15 protein-coding genes are annotated in these 22,184 nt (G+C 69.0%); 3 read left to right on the top strand and 12 right to left on the bottom strand.

Features of this window, described 5'->3' with window-relative positions:
* Window positions 1-33: 33 nt before the first annotated feature.
* Window positions 34-1,326 (bottom strand): jacalin-like lectin, encoded by a 1,293-nt coding sequence (locus tag SK854_RS10280; protein ID WP_319974784.1) that lies wholly within the window; start codon window positions 1,324-1,326, stop codon window positions 34-36.
* Window positions 1,326-3,242, bottom strand: coding sequence for a ricin-type beta-trefoil lectin domain protein (locus SK854_RS10275; RefSeq protein ID WP_319974783.1), 1,917 nt, complete (start codon window positions 3,240-3,242; stop codon window positions 1,326-1,328). Before SK854_RS10275 ends, SK854_RS10280 begins: the two co-directional genes overlap by 1 nt.
* A gap of 327 nt (window positions 3,243-3,569) precedes the next feature.
* On the opposite strand from SK854_RS10275, the gene SK854_RS10270 reads away from it, so the two are divergent.
* The 3 genes from SK854_RS10270 (at window position 3,570) to SK854_RS10260 (ending at window position 10,095) form a co-directional block, all read left to right on the top strand.
* Complete coding sequence (locus SK854_RS10270; RefSeq protein WP_319974782.1) at window positions 3,570-5,831, top strand: cellulase family glycosylhydrolase; 2,262 nt, start codon at window positions 3,570-3,572, stop codon at window positions 5,829-5,831.
* 139 nt (window positions 5,832-5,970) lie between these two features.
* Window positions 5,971-9,090, top strand: coding sequence for a family 78 glycoside hydrolase catalytic domain (locus SK854_RS10265; RefSeq protein WP_319974781.1), 3,120 nt, complete (start codon window positions 5,971-5,973; stop codon window positions 9,088-9,090).
* A 114-nt stretch (window positions 9,091-9,204) separates the two neighbouring features.
* Window positions 9,205-10,095, top strand: coding sequence for a CPBP family intramembrane glutamic endopeptidase (locus SK854_RS10260; protein WP_319974780.1), 891 nt, complete (start codon window positions 9,205-9,207; stop codon window positions 10,093-10,095).
* Between the two features lie 19 nt (window positions 10,096-10,114).
* Here SK854_RS10260 and SK854_RS10255 read toward each other — a convergent pair whose 3' ends face one another.
* From SK854_RS10255 to SK854_RS10210, 10 genes are all read right to left on the bottom strand, one after another.
* Complete coding sequence (locus SK854_RS10255; RefSeq protein WP_319974779.1) at window positions 10,115-11,368, bottom strand: MrcB family domain-containing protein; 1,254 nt, start codon at window positions 11,366-11,368, stop codon at window positions 10,115-10,117.
* A gap of 45 nt (window positions 11,369-11,413) precedes the next feature.
* A complete protein-coding gene (locus tag SK854_RS10250; RefSeq protein ID WP_319974778.1) occupies window positions 11,414-12,649 on the bottom strand; it encodes an SGNH/GDSL hydrolase family protein in 1,236 nt (411 codons plus the stop codon).
* A gap of 120 nt (window positions 12,650-12,769) precedes the next feature.
* Window positions 12,770-14,068 (bottom strand): rhamnulokinase, encoded by a 1,299-nt coding sequence (locus SK854_RS10245; RefSeq protein WP_319974777.1) that lies wholly within the window; start codon window positions 14,066-14,068, stop codon window positions 12,770-12,772.
* Window positions 14,065-16,089 carry a bifunctional aldolase/short-chain dehydrogenase gene (locus tag SK854_RS10240; RefSeq protein WP_319974776.1) on the bottom strand — a complete coding sequence of 675 codons (2,025 nt, stop codon included), beginning with the start codon at window positions 16,087-16,089 and terminating at the stop codon, window positions 14,065-14,067. The genes SK854_RS10245 and SK854_RS10240 overlap by 4 nt, the downstream gene beginning before the upstream one ends.
* Window positions 16,089-17,243 carry an L-rhamnose isomerase gene (gene rhaI / locus SK854_RS10235; RefSeq protein WP_319974775.1) on the bottom strand — a complete coding sequence of 385 codons (1,155 nt, stop codon included), beginning with the start codon at window positions 17,241-17,243 and terminating at the stop codon, window positions 16,089-16,091. The genes SK854_RS10240 and rhaI overlap by 1 nt, the downstream gene beginning before the upstream one ends.
* A gap of 18 nt (window positions 17,244-17,261) precedes the next feature.
* Window positions 17,262-17,573, bottom strand: coding sequence for an L-rhamnose mutarotase (locus SK854_RS10230; protein ID WP_319974774.1), 312 nt, complete (start codon window positions 17,571-17,573; stop codon window positions 17,262-17,264).
* Window position 17,574: 1 nt separating this feature from the next.
* Window positions 17,575-18,636: a rhamnose ABC transporter substrate-binding protein gene (rhaS, locus tag SK854_RS10225; RefSeq protein WP_319974773.1), complete on the bottom strand. Its 1,062-nt coding sequence runs from the start codon at window positions 18,634-18,636 to the stop codon at window positions 17,575-17,577.
* Window positions 18,633-19,592, bottom strand: coding sequence for an ABC transporter permease (locus SK854_RS10220; RefSeq protein WP_319974772.1), 960 nt, complete (start codon window positions 19,590-19,592; stop codon window positions 18,633-18,635). The genes rhaS and SK854_RS10220 overlap by 4 nt, the downstream gene beginning before the upstream one ends.
* Window positions 19,585-20,628: an ABC transporter permease gene (locus SK854_RS10215; RefSeq protein ID WP_319974771.1), complete on the bottom strand. Its 1,044-nt coding sequence runs from the start codon at window positions 20,626-20,628 to the stop codon at window positions 19,585-19,587. The genes SK854_RS10220 and SK854_RS10215 overlap by 8 nt, the downstream gene beginning before the upstream one ends.
* Complete coding sequence (locus SK854_RS10210; protein WP_406601756.1) at window positions 20,625-22,142, bottom strand: sugar ABC transporter ATP-binding protein; 1,518 nt, start codon at window positions 22,140-22,142, stop codon at window positions 20,625-20,627. The genes SK854_RS10215 and SK854_RS10210 overlap by 4 nt, the downstream gene beginning before the upstream one ends.
* Window positions 22,143-22,184: the final 42 nt, after the last annotated feature.

Genomic DNA, 22,184 nt, shown 5'->3' with positions numbered 1-22,184 from the left:
GCAGTGCCATGGGCGCGGACGTCCTCTCCTCGCTCAGGCGGGCATGAAGATCGCGCCGAGCCGGTCGATCTCGGTGCCCGACCGGCCGGTGAACCCGGCGATGCGCCAGCCCGCGGGTGCCGTGACGGTGAGCGTCTCCCCGGTCGGCTGACCCGCCGAGAGCGTGCGCCCCCGGTTGGTGGTGAAGGCGGCCGAGAACACCCGCGTGTGGCCGTTGTACTTGCTCTGGGTCAGTTTCGCGGACACGAAGTGCTCACCCGGTTCGAGCGTGAGGGACGTGGCCGTGCCGCCTGAGCCACCGTGGGTGAGCGTCGTGCCGTTCGTGAGCGTGGCCGAGATCTGGTCCAACCTGCTGGCACCGCGCAATGTGAGCGTGCGCACCGCGCCCAGGTCGACCGACGCGACGTCGGTGAACGGGCTTCCGTGCGGACCGCCGGCTTCGGCGCTGAGCTTGATGCCGTCGTCCGCCGTCCAGTCGAACCGCGCGGCGATCGGGTAGTGGTCGGACAGCGGTTTGCCCTGTGCGTCCACGAACGCGGCGTTGTCGTTGCGGTAGTCCCGAGCGGTCAGCGTGATCTGCCGGTTGCCCCGGTAGAGGATCTTGTCGACCACCTCGCACGAGTCGGTCAGCGCCGCCGGGTCGCACACCAGCGCCGGGTCGCCCGCCGCCGGTGCCCGGCCGCCGCGTTCGAGCTGCACCCACGCGTCGGTGAGGCCGTTGGTGCCGGCCAGTTCGCGGATGTTGTCGTCGGCACGGGTGTAGCGGGTGTTGGTGTCTCCCATGACGATGACCGCGTTGCCCGCCGAGTTCGCGGCGATGAAACGGGACAGCTGGGTGATGTTCGACCGGCGCGCGGCGAGGTCCGCGTTCTCGGTACCAGCGTTGGGGTGCAGGTTGTAGACGTCGACGTACACCCCCGCGGCCAGCTCGACCCGTTTGTACGAGAAGCCCTTGGGCGTGAGGCAGTCCGTGCCGTTGCAGGACGACCACTTCGTGCGCTGGAGGTCGCTGTAGGGCCGGTGCGACAGCGTGTTCAGGCCGCTGCCGAACGGAACGCCACCGGTCGTCGGCGTGCGGTGGGCGTGGTTGTCGCCCGCGTACAGCGCCGCGTGGTAGTTGAAGTCCTCCTGGACGTTGATGATGTCGTAGGGCGCGAGACGCGGGCTGATCAACGGGGTGTTCACCGCGGGGTCGCCGGACGACAGCGGCTCCGGCAGGCCCGCCACGTTGTAGGTCAGCACCTCGAAGCTGCCACCGGTGGTGGCGTGGGCCGGTGTGGCGAGCGCCGCCAGCACCACGGGGATCAGGAGCAGGGGTCTGATCATCAGTTGCGCGTCCACTTCTGGTTGGCGGCGCCGTTGCACGTCCACAGCACGAGTTTCGTGCCGTTGGTCGTCGCCGCGTTGTTGGCGTCGAGGCAGAGACCGGACTGCACGCCGGTGATGGTGCCGTCCGGGTTGAGATTCCACTGCTGGTTGGTGCCACCGGTGCAGTCGTAGATGGCCACCTTCGTGCCGTTGGTGGTGCCGTGGTCCCAGGCGTCGAGGCACTTGTTGCCGTAGACCACTAGTTCCTTGCGTGTGGTGTGCGTGAACGTCTGCTGCTCGCCGCCGTTGCAGTCCCACAACTGGGCCTGTGTGCCGTTGGTGATGGTGTTGCCGTTGATGTCGGCGCACCGGCCGGACTGCGAGCCGATCACCTCGGTGCCCGCCGTGCCGGGCAGTTCGCGCACCTCGACGGCTGTCACCCCGGTTCCCGACACCGTGAGGGAGTTGGTTCCCTTCGCCAGGGACACGATCGCGGACACGGTGCCCTTGGGCGTCGGCGGAAGCGCGAGCGTGGTGGGGATCTGGCCGCCGTTGACCTGCAGGGTGGTCTGGCGGGCGACGCGATCGCTGTTGGTGTACTCGAACGTGGCGACCGCCAGCCCGCCGGTTTTGGCGGCGATGCCGGTGGCGCTGGAGTTCACGACGGGGTAGGTGGCGGCGCTCGCCTCCGCACCGGCGACGGACAGCAGCACCGCGTCGCCCGCGGGAACCGTGACGCTGTGGCTGCCGTTGGTGATCGGCGTGGCGACGCCGCTCCACAGGTCGCGTGCGGCCGCCATCCGGCCGGTCAGGCCGAGGTCTGCCAGCCTGACCGTCATGGTGGCCGCCGAGGACGTCCGGTTGAGCAGGGCCACCGCCCTGCGTCCGGTGCCGGACAACACCTTCGCGTAGACCTGCTGATCGCGGACGTCCTCCGCGATCTCGACGGCGGGCAGGCCGCGCGGGTCCTGGCCCACGGCGAGCACCTCGCGGTTGGTCAGCACCGAGATCGCGTTGTCGTCCATCCTCGTCAGGTCGTTGCCGAGCAGCATCGGCGAACCGCCGGCTGCCCACAGGCTCATGTGCACCCGGCTCGCCGTGGCGGACAGACCGGGCATGCCGATCATCATCATGTCCGGGTCGTTGTAGTAGCCGGTGTGCTGCGCGGTCGGCCGCTGGTTCTTGTCGAAGTTCTCGTGGACCATGCCGATCGACGGCGTCTCGTGCGCGAAGATGATGTCCGTGCCGGTGCGCCACAACGGGGCCATGCCCGGCGCCCAGTTCCACGGGTCGTTCTTGCCCCACTCGCAGATGGACAGCACCAGCTCACGCCCGGTGGTGGCGCTCGCCTTGGCCGCGGCGTCGCTGAGCGCCCGGTAGGTGCTGGGAGCGTCGAGCTTCTCGACGTCGGCGCCGCACCAGTCGACCTTGACGTAGTCGAAGCCCCAACGGGAGAACCGCAGCATGTCCTGCTCGTAGTGCCCCTCGCTGCCGGTGCCGGCGTGCGGCGGGCCGGGAGTGGGGAAGTAGTAGCCGCAGCCGTTCTTGCCCGCGTCGGTGTAGATCCCCGCCTTGAGCCCCTTGCTGTGGATGTAGTCGGCGATCGCCTTCATACCGCCTGGCCACTGGGCCTCGTCGACGGTGATGTCGCCCGCGCCGTCGCGGGTGCCCTTCCACCAGCCGGAGTCGATGTTGACGTAGCGGTAGCCGGCGGACGCGAGCCCGGACGACACCAGCGCGTCGGCCTGCGCCTTGATCACGTTGTGGTCGATGTTCTCGAAGAACGTGTTCCACGAGGCCCAGCCCATCGGCGCGGCGGGCACCCGGACCTGGTTCCCGGAGATCGCGGGCCCGGCGGAGGCCGGTGCGCCGCCGATCGCGGTGACGGTGCTCAGGGCGACTATCAGAGCGAGTAGTCGTGTGAACGTTAACATCGGGGGTTGTGACTCGCTTTCCGCTTTTGCGGGGGGATTCGGGGAAAGAGAATTCCGACGGGATGTGAGCGCTGCCATGATCTAGTCGAGAACGGGGTCCGTCAACGGTTCGGCGAATGTTCGCGGTCGATTCGACGAATGCGTTCGACGGTATGACAGAGGCCGCCCGGCCGGACAAACCCGAGGTCAGCCGGATGTCCGCACCGGACAGGCTCCGCCGGTGGGCCACTCGGCGGTGTCTGCCGGTGATCGGCTGGCTAGTGTCCGAATTCTGGGAGCGCTCCCAGAATTCCCCGAGAACAATCGAACATTTCCCAGGAGGTCGTCGTGACCTTGCGATTCCTTCGGGCGGTGGTGACCGGGCTGCTGCTGGCCGCCTGTGTCGTCATCGCTCCCACCGCGGTGAACGCCGCCGCACCCGCGCGCGTGATGGCGCTCGGTGACTCCATCACCGGCTCCCCGGGGTGCTGGCGGGCGCTGCTGTGGAAACACCTGCAGGACACCGGGTACACCGACGTCGACTTCGTCGGCTCGCTGCCGGCACAGGGCTGTGGCTTCGCCCACGACGGTGACAACGAGGGCCACGGCGGGTTCCTCGCGACCAACATCGTGCGGGACAACCAGCTCCCAGGCTGGCTCTCCTCGGCACGGCCGGACGTCGTGCTCATGCACCTCGGCACCAACGACGTCTGGAACAACATCCCGGCGAGCACGATCCTCAACGCCTACACCGCGTTGCTCGGCCAGATGCGGGCGAGCAATCCCGCGATCAAGCTGGTCGTCGCGCAGATCATCCCGATGAACCCGTCGAACTGCTCGGCGTGCGGACAGCGGGTGGCCGACCTGAACGCCGCGATTCCCGGCTGGGCGCGGGCGAACAGCACCACGGCGTCCCCGATCACGGTGGTGGACCAGTGGACCGGGTTCGACACCGCCGCCGACACCGGCGACGGCGTTCACCCCAACAGCACCACCGGCATCCAGAAGATCGAGGCCCGCTGGTACCCGGCTGTCGTGGCGGCACTGCGGTCCCAGCCGACGGCGGTGGGCCTGCACGTCGAGGGCACGCGGGTCGTCGAGGGCAACGGCGCCACGTTCGTCATGCGCGGCGTGAACCACGCGCACGTCTGGTACCAGGGTCAGACCAGGGCGTTCGCGGACATGAAGTCCTTCGGCACCAACACGGTGCGCGTCGTGCTGGGCAGCGGGCAGCGGTGGGGACCTACTCCGGCGGCGGAGGTCTCGAGCGTCATCTCGCTGTGCAAGCAGAACAAGCTGATCTGCGTGCTGGAGGTGCATGACACCACCGGCTTCGGCGAGCAGAGCGGTGCCGCGAGCCTGGACCAGGCGGCGACCTACTGGATCGGCGTGGCCGACGCCCTGAAGGGGCAGGAGAACTACGTCGTCGTCAACCTGGGCAACGAGCCGTTCGGCAACAACGCCTCGGTGAGCGCGACGTGGGCCAGCGCCACGAGCAGCGCGATCAGCAGGCTGCGCGGTGCGGGGTTGCAACACCTGATCATGGCCGACGCGCCGATGTGGGGCCAGGACTGGGGCAACATCATGCGCGACAACGCGGCGTCGGTGTTCAACGCCGATCCGTTGCGCAACACCGTGTTCTCCATCCACATGTACGGCGTCTACGACACCGCGGCCGAGATCAACGCCTACTTCGACGCGTTCCGGACCGCCGGCCTGCCGCTGGTGGTGGGGGAGTTCGGGCACAACCACAGCGACGGCGACCCGGACGAGGACACGATCATGGCGCAGGCCCAGTCGCGCGGCCTCGGTTACCTCGGCTGGTCGTGGAGCGGCAACAGCAGCGACGTCGGCTACCTCGACATGACGAACTCCTTCAACCCGGCGAGCCTCACCTCCTGGGGTGAGCGGTTCCTCAACGGCGCCAACGGTGTCCGGCAGACCTCGAAGGAGGCGACGATCTACGGCGGTGGCAATCCCGGCGACACCGTGGCGCCCTCCACGCCGGGCACTCCGGCTGCTTCCGGAGTCACCTCCACGGGCCTCACGCTGAACTGGACCGCGTCGACCGACAACGTCGGCGTCACCGGCTACGACGTGCTGCGCGCAGTGGGCAGCGGCTCGTTCACCGCGGTCGGCTCGACGGCGACCACCACGTACGCCGACTCCGGTCTCACGCCGTCGACCACCTACCGCTACCAGGTGCGGGCCAAGGACGCCGCCGGCAACGTGTCGGCGAGTTCCGGCATCGTGTCGGCGACGACCGCCGCGGGTGGCGGCACCGGTGCCTGCAAGGTCGGGTATTCCGGCCAGAACTGGGGCGGTGGCAACGGGTTCACGGCCAACGTGACCATCACCAACACGGGCACCTCCGCGGTCGACGGCTGGACGCTGGCCTTCAGCTACGCGGGCGGCCAGAAGGTCACGCTGCCGGGCTGGGGTGCGACGTTCGCCCAGTCGGGCGCCGCCGTCACCGCGACGAACCTGACCTGGAACCGCACGCTGGCGCCGAACGCGTCGGTGGGCATCGGATTCAACGGCACGTACAGCGGGTCGAACCCCGCGCCCACCTCGTTCACCCTCAACGGAAGCACCTGCACGACCGGTTGACGTTTAAACGATTCAACCGGTGATGTCCGATTGCGGACAGCCTGCTCCCGCAGTCCTTGACACCCCGCTCCGCCCACAACACTCTGGCCCTCGACGCCGCGATTGAAACGTTTCATCCAGCGACGAAGGTGGAGACGACGTGCGCAGACGTGAGTTCCTCAGGACATCGGCCGTCGGGCTGTCCGCGACGGCGCTCCCGGTCGGGGTGGCGCACGCCGAGCCGGGCGAGAAGGCCGGTGGGGTGCGGGTCGTGCGTACGACGGTCGAGTACGCGGAAACGCTGCTGGGCACCGATGTCACGGCACCTCGGCTCGGCTGGGTGCTGGCGGCGGACGGTACCGGCGCACGGCAGACCGCCTACCAGGTCGAGGTCGGCACCGCTCCCGGACGGTCGGACGTCTGGCAGTCCGGGAAGGTCGGTTCCGACCGCACCGTCGGGGTTCCGTTCGCGGGCAAGGAACTGAAGCCGCGCACGCGGTACCACTGGCGGGTGCGCGTGTGGGACGGCTCCGGCCGGGTGTCAGCGTGGAGCACGACGAACTGGTGGGAGACCGCCCTGCTCGGCACGCCGTGGCAGGCGCGGTGGATCGGCGCCGCGGACACGTCGATCACCTTCGCGGGCGCCTCGTGGATCTGGTCGGCGACGGCACCGGTGGAGAGCCGGTGGTTCCGGACGTCGATCGACCTTCCGGCGGACGCGGTCAGGGCCAGGCTCGTCGCGACCGCGGACGACGACTTCACGTTGTACGTCAACGGTTCCGAGGTCCTGCACGTCCCGGAGCAGGTCGACGTGTGGAAGGTCGGGCAACGCGCCGACGTGACCCGCCTGGCCGGCCGGCGGATCGTGCTGGCCGCCCGTGCCACCAACAGGTCGCCGGGGCCGGCCGGACTCCTGCTGCGACTGGTGGTCGATCTGCCCGGCGGTCAGCGCGAGATCGTCACCGGCCCCGGCTGGAAGGTGGCGCAGACCGAGCAACCCGGCTGGCAGACCGCGGACTTCGACGACTCGGCGTGGACCGCGGCGACCGTGCTCGAACCGTACGGCCAGGGCCCGTGGGGAGCGAACGTCACGGTCAAGGAGCAGCCCGCGCCGTTGCTGCGCAGGGAGTTCGCGCTGGCCAAGCCGGTGAAGCGCGCCCGGCTGTACGTCAGTGGCCTCGCCTACCACGAGACCGAGATCAACGGCCGGCGCGTCGGCGACCGGGTGCTGGATCCCGGATTCACCGACTACGACAACACCGTTCTGTACGCGACGCACGACGTCACGAGTCTGGTTCGCAGTGGCCGCAACGCGATCGGCGTGACGCTGGGCCGCGGCTTCTACGGCATGAAGACGCCGAACGTGTGGCGATGGGAGCGCCCGCCGTGGCACGACGAACCGAAACTGCTGGCACAGCTGGAGATCGACCACCCGGACGGCACCCGCACGACCATCACGTCGGACGAGGAGTGGCGCCTCACCGACGGCCCCACGGTCTCGAACTCGCTCTACACCGGCGAGACCTACGACGCCCGCCTCGCCCCGCGCGACTGGACGAAACCGGGCTTCGACGACGGCGCGTGGCAGCGCACTTCCGTCAGGCCGGCGCCCAAGGGCACGCTGAAGGCCCAGGAACACGAACCGATCCGCGTGATCGAGTCGGTCACGCCGACTGTGAGCGTGCTCAGGCCGGGCGTGTTCGTCGCTGACATGGGCCGCACGATGTCCGGCTGGACGCAGCTCACCGTCACCGCCCCCGCGGGCACTGTCGTGCGGCTCAAGCACGGCGAGACGCTGAACTCCGATGGCAGCGTTCACATGGACAACGGGCACGTCAGCGGCAACCGCATCCAGCTCGACGAGTACGTCTGCGCCGGCGGTGCGGAGACGTGGGAACCGAAGTTCTCCTACAAGGGTTTCCGCTACGTCGAGGTGACCGGACTGACGGCGGCGCCGAAGCTCGTCGGCCGCCTGGTGCACTCGGACGTGCCGCGGGCCAGCACCTTTCGCTGCTCCGAACCGTTGTTCGAGCAGTACGACGCCGCGATGCGCCGCACCGTCGCGAACAACCTGCACGGCATCCCCACCGACACCCCGACCTACGAGAAGAACGGCTGGACCGGCGACGCGCAGGTCGGCGCACCGTCGATGCTCGCCGAGTTCGGCATGGCGAAGTTCTTCACCAAGTGGCTCGGCGACCTCGCGGACAGCCAGGACACGGCAGGCCAGCTCCCGGTGATCGTGCCGAGCGGCGGCTGGGGCTACCGCGAACTGGCGCCCGCTCCCGAGTGGACGACCGTGTACCCGTTCGTGCTCAGGGAGATGTACCGGATCTACGGCGACGACCGGCTGCCCGCGCAGCACTGGCCGGTGCTCACCCGGTACCTGGACTGGGAGATCGGCAGGCTGCGCGACGGCCTCGCGGTCACCGCGCTCGGCGACTTCCTGCCGCCCGACTCGGGCGGCATCCCGCCCGAGGACACCAGGCTCACCGCCACCGCGTACCTCTACCGCGCATTGGTGCACACCGCCGAACTCGGTGACGTGATCGGCAAGCCCGTCCCGCGCTACCGCGAAGTCGCCGCGAACCTGTTGTCAGCGTTCAACAACACGTTCCTGGACGGCTACTACCGCACCGCCAAGGACACCGACTACCGCCAGACGTCCAACGCGATCCCGCTCGCGTTCGGCATGGTGCCCGCGGGCTCCGTCCAGGCGGTCGCGGACAAACTGGCCGCCGAGGTCCGCGCGAACGGCAACCACGTCAACGTCGGCTGTCTCGGCGCCAGCGTGCTGCTCCAGGCGTTGGGCGACAACGGTCACGCCGACGTCGCCCACGCCATGGCCACCGAACGCTCGTACCCGAGCTGGGGCCACTGGTTCTCGAACGGCGCCGACACCATGTGGGAGATGTGGGACACCGGCACCCGTTCCCGCAACCACTACTTCAAGGGCACCGTCGCACAATGGCTGTACGAGCACGTGGCCGGTCTGCGGCCGGGCGACGCGGGCTACCGGACGTTCACGGTCCGGCCCGCCGCGACCGCCTTGGCGTGGGCACGGATGGAGTTCGAGAGCGTGCGCGGCCGCATCAGCGTGGGATGGGCGAAGGTCGACGGCGTGCTGCGATTGACCGTCGAAGTTCCGGTCGGGTCTACCGCGGAGGTGCACGTGCCGCATTCCAGCGGTGTCGCGGTGGTCAAGGTGCCGCACGGGCGGTGGAGGTTCACCGGGGGAGGTAGTGCCACAGCGGCGGCGACCGCCGAACCGGCTTCCTGAGGCCGCTGTCCCCCGTGAGAGCTACTTCCGAGTGTCCTCTCCGGTGGGATTTGCCCGGTCACCGATCTTCCTAGTGTTCGCGGTGTTCCCGCAGACAACCAGGAAGTCGGAATCATGGAGCGAAGTGCTTTCCCGGACGACAGTCGTTCAGCCGTCGAGTTGTCCGTGCGCAGGCGTCGGTTGCGCACGTTCAGGTTCCCGGTTCTCTTCGTCTCGCTGTTCGTCGTGATGCTCGCGGTGGTCGGCATCGACACCCTCGTCGCACCGCTGCCGCTGCTCGCACTGCCGATCGGTGTCGGCCTGGCCGTGGCGGGGATCGTCTGCTACCGCAGGCTGTCCCAGACCGTCGAGGTGCGGGACGACGTACCGGAACTGGAGTCGCGGGACCGGTGGCGCGGGCTGGGCAGGGGCGCGCTGCTCGGGTTCGGCCTGTTCTGCGCGATGATGCTGGTGATCCTGGTGTTCGGCGGCGTGGACGGACTGTCCTGGGGCTCGTTCTTCGGTTTCCTGGGCCTCGCGGGAATGATGGCGAGCGTCGCGGTCATGGAGGAGGTGCTGTTCCGCGGGGTGCTCTTCCGCATCCTCGAGGAACGAGCGGGAACCGTGATCTCGCTGGTCGTGTCCTCACTGCTGTTCGGCGCGACGCACCTGGTCAACGTCAACGCGACGCTGTGGGGAGCGCTGGCGATCGGGCTCACCGGCGGCGCCATGCTCGCCTCCGCCTACGTCCTGACCCGGTCGCTGTGGTTCCCGATCGGCCTGCACTTCGCCTGGAACTTCACCCACGCCGGTCTATTCGGCATCGCGGTGTCCGGGTCGAACGACGTGCCCAACGGGCTGCTGCGCACCACCTTGTCCGGCCCGTCAGTGCTCACGGGCGGCACGTTCGGCCCGGAGGCCAGCCTGATCGCGCTCCTGGTCTGCCTCGCGACGACCGTGCTGCTGCTGCGCCGGGCCGCCCGTGCCGGTCAGATCCGTCCCCGGCCGGCTCGCCGCGACAAGTAGTGACACCGCGAGTACCTGCTCAGGACGGCGGTACTCGGTAGGAGTACTGGGTCGGTGTGAGGTGCGTCGTGTCAATGCCCCACGGCCACAGGAGACGCTCGTGTCCTCCAGAACATCGCACGCCATGAGTGCGGTCGAGGGTGATCTGCGAGACGACGTACAGCGCATGCGCGGCGTCGCACTTCTCCGTGTCTCGGACGTGACGCACCTCGCCGGGCGTCAGAAACACCTCTTCGCCCAGCGTTTGTGTTCCCTTGACCTCGACGTGCAGCGGATTCTCTTCATCCTTCGTGCACTCGAGGTCATAGCCCAGTTTGAGATGACCAACGCGCTTGACGGTCCAGCCGGATCCCTCGAAATACCTCACAGCGAGGTCCTCCGCGTGGAGCTCAATGGCCTTCCTGGCTGCGGAATCCAGCTGTCGCCCCTGGGCGCGGGCAGCTGCGCCGCGGGCCTTCGCCACCGGTTCCTGGTCGGCCGGAGTGCGAACCAGAACCGGCAGATCACCAGGGCCCACCGGCGTCCCGTAGAGCTCGGCCAGCAGCGGAAGCATGTCGGCGAGGTCCTCGACCAGTTGGTCGTGAGAAGGAATCTCGTGGGTCCGGTACTCGTAGGCGAAGATGTTTCCGTCCTCGTAGTTCCGCATCCGCCTCTTGCTCTCGATGCCCACGGACGCGACGGATGCCCAGGTCAGGTCGATCGCCACCTGACCGTTCTGGACGACGGGCGACTCCGCGAAGTCAGCCAGAGCGCCGCGTGCCTCCGCCGCGCGTCCCACCAGCACACGCCTGTCGTTGATCGGCCGCATCGCACCCGAGCGCCATTCGCTGGTTCCCTGGTTGAGGGACAGGTAGACCCGGCTGCCGTCCGCCGCGAACAGGTAGACCAGGTAGAAGCCCTCCAAGGCCCTCGGCGAGCACTCCTTCGAGAACACCCGCACCCACGCCACGGGGCTGTAGTTGGTTTGCCTGCCGCCAGGCTTGACCCTGATGTCCAGGTCTTCCAGGCCGAGCACCTCGATCATCGGGACGAGCGCGCTTTCGAGGCTGGCGGCCAGCTCAGCGGTGGCGTTGTCACGATCGCTCATGGCGGGCGTGGCGTCCTTGGAAAAGGACGAGGCCAGGTCGAGCACACGTTGCATCGGCCGCGGCAGCGAAAGAATCGGTGCATTTGGATTTGAAACAGGCACGTGCACACCGTCGCACACTTCCGCGGCGCGGCAGCCGTTTGGGTGCGGTTCACCTACCCGGCTGCTTTCTGAGGCCGGCGGCACCGCAAAGTGCCGTCCGCCCTTTCCTCTGCTCCGGTGGAGGATCGACTACCGGAACAGGCGGATCGGCACCGCCTCCGCGAGCATTCGGTTACCGGTCGGGTTCAGGTGCAGGTGGTCACCGACGTCCGCGGCGGCGAGGAGTCGCCGCGGATCGGCCGGATCGCGCACAGCAGCGTCGAAGTCGATGACCGCGTCGAAGCGGTGGCTCGTGCGGATCCAGCGGTTGACGGTCTGCCTGGCCGACTCGCGCATGCCGCCTGGATCGTCGTAGCCGCTGCCGCCGAACGGAAGCAGTGTGGCGCCGTAGACCCGGATGTCGTGTGCGTGGGCGCGGTCGACGATCTGCTGGTAGGCGGCGATCAGGTCGTCGGACACCTGCTTCTGGGCGGTTTCGTCCGGCGCGGCGGTACCGATGTCGTTGACGCCCTCGAAGAGGATCAGCCACCGGACGGCGCTCTGCGCGAGGAGGTCGCGGTCCAGCCGGGCCAGCACGCTGGGACCGAGGCCGTCGTTGAGCACGCGGTTGCCGCCCGCGGCCTGGTTGAGGACCGCGATGTCCTTGCCCCGCAACCGGTCGAAGAGCTGGTTGGGCCAGCGGTCGTTGCCGTTGGTGGTCGAGCCGCGGCCGTCGGTCAGCGAGTCGCCGATCACGACCACGCTGGCGGCGTCCGCGCGCACCTCGACGCCGCTGACGAAGTACCAGTGGTCGGTGGGGGTCGCGCTCGGCAGATCCGGGGAGTCGACGTGGTTGCCCGCCACCAGGTGCGACGTGGTGCGGGAGCCGGGGTGCGAGGTGATCGCCGTGGACGCCTGGCCGCTCGCGAAGTAGGCGGTCACGGTGAGGTTCGTGCCCGGAGCGAGGGTGAAGCCGAGCGGGTCGGACAGGACCAGCGCGCCGACCGGAACGTTCGCCGAGGCCCTGCCGCCGAACGTCACCCGGCGGACCGTCCCCGGCTGGACCGCACTGACGCCCGCGCGGCCGTCCACCGGCAGTGCGACGGTGACCGCGGTGATCGGCAGCACCGCCCCGCCGAACGCGTTGGAGAACCGCAACCGCATCCGCCGGCCGCCCACCGAGACCTGGACGGTCTGGCGCAGCGTGGCGTCCGCCAGCACGAGGTTCTCCTGGGTGAACGGCGGCGGTGGCATGTTGTGCGGTTCCGTCAGCTGGGGCATCGAAGTCCACGTGGTGACCCAGCGTTCGCCCCTGGCATCAGCCTGGGCGACGGTGGGGACGAGTGCACCGGTGGCGGCCAGGCCGAGGAACGAACGCCTGCGCATCTCTCACGTTCCTTTCGAAAAGGAGTGAAAAGACGAACCTGCAACGAACCTAGGGCTGCGCGCGAACGAGAGTCAATCCGCACGGACAGACGAATAATTTTCGAAACTTCTCTCGAAAAATCATCGCGGGAGGTAACGCCGTAGCGGCAGCGACTGCCGCACCAGCTTCCTGAGATCGGCGAGAGTGCCGTGGGCCGCGCCCACGGCACGAGCCTGCACCAGGACGTTGCCCAGCGCGGTCGCCTCCGCCGGACCCGCCACGACGGGCAGTCCGCACGCGTCGGCGGTGAGCTGGCAGAGCAACTCGTTGCGCGAGCCGCCACCGACGATGTGCACGACGTCGACCTCCTTGCCGGACAACCGCTGCGCGTCCGCGATGGCGTCGCGGTGGGCGAGCGCGAGACTGTCCAGAATGGACCGGACGACTTCCGCTCGCGTCATCGTCTTCCCGCAGGCTCGTTCGATCCGGGCGGGCATGTCGCCGGGCGGGAGGAACACGGGGTCGTTGGGGTCGAACACCGATCCGGCCACCTGCTCGGCTTCCCGCAGCAACGGTTCCAGCTCGGTGTTCCAGGCACGCAAGCATTCCTGCAGGAGCCAGAGGCCCATCACGTTGCGGAGGTAGCGGATCGTGCCGTCCACGCCGCCCTCGTTGGTGAAATTGGCGGCGCGGCTCTCGGCGGTGAGCACCGGGAGGTCGAGCTCGACGCCGACCAGGGACCAGGTACCGCACGAGATGTAGGCGAACCGGTCCGTCTCGGCGGGCACCGCTACGACGGCGGACGCGGTGTCGTGCGAACCGACCGCGGTGACGGGAATGCCCTTGAAGGTGCCCGCGGGGTCGCCGGGGTGACGCAGGGCCGGCAGCAGACCGGGTGGGAGGTCACGCGTCAGCTCGGGTGACCACTGTCCTGTTCGGACGTCGATCAGGCCCGTCGTGGTGGCGTTGGTGTACTCGGTGCCGCGTTGCCCGGTCAGCCAGTACGAGAGCAGGTCGGGGATCAGCAGGAGCTGGGAGGCCTGGGGGAGCAGGGGTTCGGCCATGAGCTGGAACATCGTGTTGAACGGCTGGAACTGCAGCCCGTTGATCTCGTACAGGCCATCGGCGGGCGTGATGCCGTCGGTGCGGGAGTCGCGATAACAAACGGGATTGCCCAGCAACTCGCCGGACGCGTCGAGCAGGCCGTAGTCGACCGCCCAGCTGTCGATGCCGATGCTGGCCAGACCACCCGCGAGTCTCAGCCCAGTGAGAACCTCGTGGTAGAGGTGGGGCAGGTCCCAGTGCAGCCGGTCGCGGTGGCGCACCGGCCCGTTGGCGAACCGGTGCACCTCCTCGAGGTGAACGTCGCCGTCGGTGAAGACCCCTCGCACCACGCGGCCGCTGGACGCGCCGAGGTCGATCGCGGCGACCGCGGTCATCGCAGGAACGCCGCTGCGACACCGGCGTCGACCGGCACGTGCAGGCCGGTCGTGAGGGACAGGTCGCCTGCTGTCAGCGCGAACACCGCCGCTGCCACGTGGGAGGGCAGCACCTCGCGCTTGAGCAGCGTGCGCTGGGCGTAGAACTCGCCGAGCTTCTCCTCGGGCACGCCGTAGACGGCGGCACGTTGGGCGCCCCAGCCGCCGGCGAAGATCCCGGAGCCGCGGACCACGCCGTCCGGGTTGATGCCGTTGACGCGGATGCCGTCCTCGCCGAGTTCGGCCGCCAGCAACCGGACCTGGTGCGCCTGGTCGGCCTTGGCCGCCCCGTACGCGACGTTGTTCGGGCCGGCGAAGACCGCGTTCTTGCTGGAGATGTAGATGAGATCGCCTCCCATGCCCTGGGCGCGCATGACCTTGGCCGCCTGCTGCGAGACCAGGAACGACCCCTTGGCCATCACGTCGTGCTGGAGGTCCCAGTCGGCCTCGGTGGTCAGTTCGAGCGGCTTGGAGATCGACAGGCCCGCGTTGTTGACCACCAGGTCCACGCCGCCGAACGCGAGCGCGGCCACGCGGAACGCCTCGGCGATGCCCGCGGCGGAGGTGACGTCGACCGTCACCGGCACCGCCACGTCCGAGGAACCCAGGCCTGAAGCGACCTCACGCGCGCTGTCGCCGTCCCGGTCGGCCACCACGACGCACGCGCCCTCGGCGGCCAGCCTCTGAGCGACCGCGCGACCGATGCCCGAACCACCGCCGGTGACGAGCGCGACGCGGGTGGCGAGCGGTTTGGGTTTCGGCATCCGCTGGAGCTTGGCCTCTTCGAGCGACCAGTACTCGATGCGGAACTTCTCACGCTCGTCGATCGGTGCGTACCGCGAGACGGATTCGGCGCCCCGCATGACGTTGATGGCGTTCACGTAGAACTCCGCGGCTACGCGCGCGGTCTGCTTGTCGCGGCCGAAGCTGAACATCCCGACGCCCGGCACGAGCACGATCGCCGGGTCGGCGCCGCGCATCGGCGGGCTGTCCGGCTCAGCGTGCCGCTCGTAGTACGCCCGGTAGTCCTCGCGATAGGCGGCGTGCAGGAGTTTCAGGCGCTCCACCACGTCTTCCAGCGGCGCGGCCGGTGGCAGGTCGAGCACCAGCGGCCGGACCTTGGTGCGCAGGAAGTGGTCGGGACACGACGTGCCGAGCGCGGCCAGCTCCGGATGCCGTTCCCGCGACAGGAAGTCGAGCACCACGCCGGAGTCGGTGAAGTGACCGATCTGGGGGCTGTCGGTGGAGGCCAGACCGCGGATCACCGGCGCCAACTCGGCGGCCCGCACCCGTCGCTCCTCCGAGGACAGCGGTGCGTGGACCACCGGCCCGAACGGCTCGGCGCGGCCGTGCTCGTCGAGGTGGCGCTGGGCGGTCTCGATGATCTCCAGCGAATGAGCCTCGCACTCCTCGCTGGTCGCGCCCCACGCGGTGATGCCGTGCCCGCCCAGGACGACACCGATCGCCTGCGGGTGGTCGCGCCTGATCGCCGCGATGTCCAGCCCCAGCTGGAAACCGGGCCGCCGCCACGGGACCCACGCCACGCGCTCGCCGAAGCAGGCCTTGACCAGCGCCTCTCCGTCCGCGGCCGTCGCGAACGCGATGCCCGCGTCCGGATGCAGGTGGTCGACGTGGGCGGCGTCGACGAGGCCGTGCATGGCCGTGTCGATCGACGGTGCCGCGCCTCCCTTGCCGTGCAGGCAGAAGTCGAACGCGGCGACCATCTCGTCCTCGCGCTCCACGCCCGGATAGACCTCGGTCAGCGCGCGGAGCCGGTCGAGCCTCAGGACCGCCAGCCCGGCCTCTCGCAACGTGCCCAGGTCCCCGCCGGATCCCTTGACCCACATCAGGTCCACGGGCTGCCCGGTCACCGGATCCGTCTCGGATCCCTTGGCCGAGGTGTTGCCACCCGCGTAGTTGGTGTTGCGCGGATCGGCGCCGAGCCGGTTGCTCCGCCCCAGCAGCGCTTGGACCTGCTCCATCACGCACCCCACCCGGCGGCCTCGCCACCGACTCGTTCCCTGACGATCTGCTCGGCGTACCCGGACCGCCGGTACGCGGCCATCGGATCGGGATCGAGGCCCATGTCCTCGCGCAGCTCCCGCAGAAGTGGCCGCACGTCGGTGTTGTAGGCGTCCATCACCGCGGCATTGGCTCCCAGCACGTCACCGGCCCGCTGGGCCTCCGACAACGCCTCCTGGTCGACCAGGAGGGCCTTGGCCGTCGCCTCCTGGACGTTGAGCACCGACCGGATGATCGCCGGGATCTTCGGCTCCAGGTTGTGGCACTGGTCGAGCATGAACGCGATGCCGGCGGCGGGCTTCAGCGCGTCGGCCAACACGATCTCGTGCATGATCCGGAACAGCTGGAACGGGTCGGCGGCCCCGGCCATCAGGTCGTCGTCGGCGTAGAAGCGCGAGTTGAAGTCGAACGCGCCGAGCTTGTCCGCCCGCAGCAGGAACGACACGATGAACTCGATGTTCGTGCCGGGGGCGTGGTGCCCGGTGTCGATCACGACCTGCGCCCGTTCGCCCAGCTGCAGGCAGTGCGCGAACGCCGTGCCCCAGTCCGGCACGTCCGTGGCGTAGAAGGCGGGCTCGAAGAGCTTGTACTCCAGCAACATCCGCTGATCCGCGCCGAGCCGTTCGCAGGTCTCGGCCAACGCTTCGGCGAGCCGGTCCTGACGGGCACGGAGGTTGTCCTGACCGGGGTAGTTCAGGCCGTCGGCGAACCAGAGCTTGAGATCCCGTGACCCCGTCTGGTCCATGATGTCGATGCAGTCCAACAGGTGCCCGATCGCCTTGCGTCGCACCGTCGCGTCTGGATGGCAGACGCTGCCGAGCTTGTAGTCGTCGTCCTGGAACACGTTGGAGTTGATGGCCCCGAGCGCGACACCGCGGTCCCGCGCGTACTCGGACAGCTTCCCGTAGTCGTCGACCCTGTCCCACGGGATGTGCAACGCGACGGTCGGCGCGATGCCCGTGAGCCGGTGCACCACCGCGGCGTCGTCGATCTTCTCGTACGGCGTGCGCGGAACTCCCTGCTGCGCGAACACCTTGAACCGGGTGCCGGAGTTGCCGTACGCCCACGACGGCGTCTCGATCCGCTGCTCGCGCAGCGCGTCCTTCACACTCATGGTTCTCCCCAAAGCATTTCAGTCGAGGTGGAAGACCTCGTCGAGCGGCCGCATCCGTTCGTCGGCGTTGCCGTCGCCGTCGAAGAACTCCGCCATCTCGGCTTGCCAGCGCGCGTTGACCTCGGTGCGCGCCATCTCCGCGAGCGCCGAGTCGAAGTCGTCGCACTCGAGGTAGCCGATCAGCAGGCCGTCCTCAGCGAGGAAGAGGGAGTAGTTGCGCCATCCCGCTTCGCTGAGGGCGGCCCGCATCTCCGGCCACACCTCGCGGTGCCGCGCCCGGTAGTCGTCGAGACGACCGGGGCGGACCCGCAAGGTGAAGCAGACGCGCACGTCAGAAGTCGAACTTGTCGATGTTGTCCTTGGTGAACACGGTCGGCGGGCCGAGCACGACCTCGCCCTTGGCACCGATCGTGTAGTCGCCGAGTTCACCGGCCTTGTACTTCTCGCCCTCGGCACCGGTGATCTGCCCGGACGCGAGTGCGGCCGCGGTGTAGGTGGCGAGGTAGCCGAGCTTGCTCGGGTCCCACAGGGCGAACGACTTCACGGTGTCGTCCTGGACGAACTTGCGCATCTGGTTCGGCGTGCCGAGACCGGTCAGCTGCACCTTGCCCTTGTACTCCGACGAGCTGAGGTACCGGGCGGCCGCCGCGACACCGACGGTGGTCGGCGAGATGATGCCCTTGAGGTTCGGGTGCGCCTGCAGCAGACCCTGCGTCTTCTGGAACGACGTCTGGTCGTCGTCGTTGCCGTACGCGGTCTCCACGAGCTTGAGACCGGCGTACTCGGGCTTCGTGAGCTCGGTCTTCATGACCTCGATCCACGCGTTCTGGTTGGTGGCGTTGGGAGTCGCGGACAGGATCGCGATCTCACCGGACCCGCCGACCGCCTCGGAGATCAGCTTCACCTGCCCGGCGGCGATCTCGGTCGACCTGGCCTGGTTGATGAAGACGTCGCGCGCGTCCGGCGCCGCGTCGGAGTCGAACGTGACGACCTTGAGTCCTTGTGACCGTGCGCTCTTCAACGCCGGTGCCACGGCGTTGGCGTCGTTCGCGGAGATCACCAGCGCGTCCTGCTTCTGCTGCGCGGCGGTGTTGATGTAGGTGACCTGCGAGGACGCGGCCGCGTCGGACGGTCCGGTGGCCTTGAGCTCGGCCTTGATCGCCGTGCCCGCCTGCTCGGCACCCTTCTGCGCCACCGTGAAGTACGGGTTGTTGACCTGCTTGGGCAGGAACGTGATCTTCAGGCCCTCTTTGAGCGCCGCGTTGGGATCACCCTTGGCGGCGTTGGTGGCACCACCGGTCTGATCACCGGCGCTGTCCTTCGTGGTGCCACCGCAGGCGGTGAGCGCGACTGCCCCGGACATCACCAGGGCAAGCACTAGACGTGTCTTCATGGCGCGGCCTTCCTCAGACTTCCAACGCGACGGGTGACGGACGGGGCGAGAACGCTCACCAGCAGCAGGAGGCCGGTGACGATGGTGAGGACCTCGGTCGAGGTGTCCTGCAGGATCAGGAGGTTGCGCAGGCCGCCCAGCAACAGCACGCCCGCGAGCACGCCGAAGAGCGATCCCTTGCCGCCGAAGATGGACACGCCGCCGAGCAGCACCGCGGCGACGACGGCGAGTTCGAGCCCGACGCCGTTGTCCGCGCGGGCACTGGAGAAGCGGAACGTGTAGACGATGCCCGCGATCGCGGCGACGGCCCCGGCGAGCACGAACAAGGACAGCTTGATGCGCTTGACCCTGATGCCGGAGAAGCGCGCGCCCTCTTCGTTGGCGCCGATCGCGAAGACGGACCTGCCGAACGAACTGGCGTGCAGGGCCACGCCGAACAGGACGGCGAGGATCGCGGCCAGCACGATCGGATAGGGGATGTCGGTGCCGGGCAACGGGGTCGTGCCGAACGAGGTGTAGCTCGCCGGGAAGTCGGCGACCGCGGTGTCGCCCAGGACGACCAGCGCGAGGCCGCGGTAGAGCGCGAGCGTGCCGATGGTGACGGCGAGCGAGGGCAGTCCGAGCCGCGTGACGAGCAGGCCGTTGACCGCGCCGCACACGGCGCCCACGACGATCACCGTGGGCAGGATCGTCTCCAGTGACCAGCCCGCGTTCCACAGCCAGCCGATCAGCGCGCTGGACAGGCCGAGCACCGACGCGACGGACAGGTCGATCTCGCCCGCGACGATCACCAGCGTGAGCGGGAGGGCGATCAGCGCGATCTCGCCGATGTCGAGGCCGAGGTAGAAGAGGTTGCCACCGGACAGGAACGAGCCGTCGGTGCTCACCTGACCTGTCAGCGCCACCACGATCAGCAGGAACACCAGCGCGGTCTCCCACCGCAGGAGGTTACGCATGGCTGGTCCCTTCGGAGGTGCGCAGGGCTTTCGCCAGTCGCAGTGCCAGGAGCCGGTCGACGGTGAGCGCGCTGAGCAGGAGCGCGCCCGCGATCGCCTGCTGCCAGAACGCGGGGATCTGCAACACCACCAGGCAGCTGGTGATCGTGCCCAGCAGGAGCGCGCCGAGCGCCGCGCCGGTGACCGTGCCGGATCCGCCGAAGATCGCGACGCCGCCGACCACGACCGCCGCGACGACCTGGAGTTCGAGGCCGGTGCCCGCGGCCGCGTCGACCGTGCCGTAGCGGGCCACCCAGAGCGCGCCCGCGAGCCCGGCGATGAGTCCGGAGACGGCGAATGTTGTGAGCGTGCGCTTCGCGACCGGGATGCCGGCGAGCGTGGCGGCCTCCGGGTTCGAGCCGATCGCGTACAGCTCGCGGCCGGACCGGTAGGAGCGCAGGTAGACGGCGGCCACCACGATCACGACGACGGCGACCAGCACCAGGATCGGAATGCCGAGGACGCGGCTGCTGCCGAGGTTCAGCAGGGCGTCGGGGAGGTTGGAGGCGTTGACCTGCTTGCCTTGCGCCAGCGCGTAGTCGACGCCGCGGAACACGTACAGCGTGCCGAGGGTGACCACGAGGCTGGGGACGTTGCCGAGTGCGACCAGCAGGCCGTTGAGCAGTCCGCAGGCGAGACCGACCGCCACGCCGAAACCGATGCCCAGGACCAGTGGGGTGCCGGGGTTGTCGGCGAAGTGCTGGGCCGTGAGGAACGCGGACAGGCCCAGGACCGAGCCGACGGACAGGTCGACGTTGCGGGTGATGACGACGAGGGTCTGGCCCACCGCGAGAAGCGCGACGATCGAGGCGTTGAGGAGGAGGTCGCGCAGGCTTTGGGCCTGGATGAACCGCGGGTTGACGATCGCGGTGGGGATGACCACGAGGGCCAGCGCCACGACGATGCCGAGTTCGCGGACCCGTCCGACGCGGGTGGTGAGGCGGCGGGCGGCGGTGCGACGGGCAGGGGCGACCGCTGGGGTGAGTTGGGTGGTCATGGCGCCATCACCTGTCCCGCGGCTGCCATCGCCACCCGTTCCTCGGTCGCCTCGGCCCGCGAGAGTTCCTCGACCAGACGGCCTTCGTGCATCACCAGCACGCGGTCGGCCATGCCGAGCACCTCGGGCAGTTCCGACGAGATCATCAGCACCGCCACGCCCTGCCCGGCCAGTTCCGACAGCAGCCGGTGCACCTCGGCCTTCGTGCCGACGTCGATGCCCCGCGTCGGTTCGTCGACGATCAGCACCGACGGGTTGCGCGCCAGCCACTTCGCCAGCACGACCTTCTGCTGGTTGCCGCCGGACAGCACGCCGACCGGGTCGCTCAGCCGGGAGAACTTCAGCCGCAGCTTCACCGCCCAGTCCTGGGCGAGAGCACGTTCACTGCGGCGGCGCAGCAACCCGAACTTCGACAGCCTGCCCAGTGAGGCGAGCGCGGTGTTGCGTTCGATGGACGCGTCCATCACGAGTCCTTGCTGGCGGCGGTCTTCCGGCACGAACCCGATGCCCGCGGCCATCGCGGCGGTGGGGGAGCCGTACTTCAGCTTCCGGTTGTTCACGTGCACAGAACCCGCGTCGGGACGGTCGATGCCGAAGATCGCCCGCGCCACCTCGCTGCGTCCGGCGCCGACCAGCCCTGACAGGGCGACGATCTCGCCCGCCCGGACGTCGAACGAAACGTCGGTGAACACGCCTTCACGGGTCAGTCGTTGCACCGAGAGCAGCACTTCGCCGGCGGTCGTGTCCTGTTTGGGGAAGAGCTGGGACAGCTCGCGGCCGACCATGCGGCGCACCAACGAGTCCGGAGTCTCGTCGGACAGTTCGCCGGACCACACGAACTCGCCGTCGCGCAGCACGGTGGCGCGCTGGCACAGTTCGAACACCTCGCCCAGCCGGTGCGAGACGAACAGCACGGCGGCGTCCTGTGCGCGCAATGCCTGCACCACACCGAAAAGCCGTTGGACCTCGTGCTCGGACAGGGCCGCGGTCGGTTCGTCCATGACGATCACGCGGGCGTCGAACGACAACGCCTTGGCGATCTCGACGAGTTGCTGGTCCGCGATGGACAGTCCGCGTGCCGGACGGGCCGGGTCGAGCTTGACCCCCAGGCGGGAGAACAACTCCGACGTGCGGGAGTGCATCGTGGCGACGTCGATGCGGCGGCCGAACCCGAGCGGCTGGCGGCCCATGAACACGTTCTCGGCCACTGACAGGTCGCCGAACAGCGTCGGTTCCTGGTAGATGATCGCGATGCCCGCGGCGAGCGCGTCGGCGGGACCGGAGAACCGTTGCGCGGCCCCGTCGACGAGCACCTGGCCGGCGTCCGGGCGGTGGACTCCGGCGAGTGTCTTGATCAGCGTCGACTTGCCGGCGCCGTTCTCCCCGAGCAACGCGTGGGCCTCGCCGGGCAGCAGTCGCAGCGACACCCCGGACAACGCGCGGACGGCGCCGAAGGACTTGCTCACCTCGTCCAGTGTCACCACGGGAGGTCGGTCCACGTCCGTCTCCTCGATGTTGAAACGTTTTAACGCCTGAGTTACGAGCACTCTGGGTGT

This window comes from Lentzea sokolovensis, from assembly GCF_033949975.1.
Classification (GTDB): Bacteria; Actinomycetota; Actinomycetes; order Mycobacteriales; family Pseudonocardiaceae; genus Lentzea; species Lentzea sokolovensis.
This window is presented reverse-complemented; position numbering and strand designations above follow the sequence as displayed.

Bases quoted from the DNA above. Each gene is read 5' to 3' on its own strand.
- rhaI (WP_319974775.1), bottom strand. From the start codon at position 17,243: ATGAGTGTGAAGGACGCGCTGCGCGAGCAGCGGATCGAGACGCCGTCG.
- SK854_RS10260 (WP_319974780.1), top strand. From the start codon at position 9,205: ATGGAGCGAAGTGCTTTCCCGGACGACAGTCGTTCAGCCGTCGAGTTG.
- SK854_RS10220 (WP_319974772.1), bottom strand. From the start codon at position 19,592: ATGCGTAACCTCCTGCGGTGGGAGACCGCGCTGGTGTTCCTGCTGATC.
- SK854_RS10245 (WP_319974777.1), bottom strand. From the start codon at position 14,068: ATGACCGCGGTCGCCGCGATCGACCTCGGCGCGTCCAGCGGCCGCGTG.
- SK854_RS10240 (WP_319974776.1), bottom strand. From the start codon at position 16,089: ATGGAGCAGGTCCAAGCGCTGCTGGGGCGGAGCAACCGGCTCGGCGCC.
- SK854_RS10275 (WP_319974783.1), bottom strand. From the start codon at position 3,242: ATGTTAACGTTCACACGACTACTCGCTCTGATAGTCGCCCTGAGCACC.
- rhaS (WP_319974773.1), bottom strand. From the start codon at position 18,636: ATGAAGACACGTCTAGTGCTTGCCCTGGTGATGTCCGGGGCAGTCGCG.
- SK854_RS10250 (WP_319974778.1), bottom strand. From the start codon at position 12,649: ATGCGCAGGCGTTCGTTCCTCGGCCTGGCCGCCACCGGTGCACTCGTC.
- SK854_RS10280 (WP_319974784.1), bottom strand. From the start codon at position 1,326: ATGATCAGACCCCTGCTCCTGATCCCCGTGGTGCTGGCGGCGCTCGCC.
- SK854_RS10215 (WP_319974771.1), bottom strand. From the start codon at position 20,628: ATGACCACCCAACTCACCCCAGCGGTCGCCCCTGCCCGTCGCACCGCC.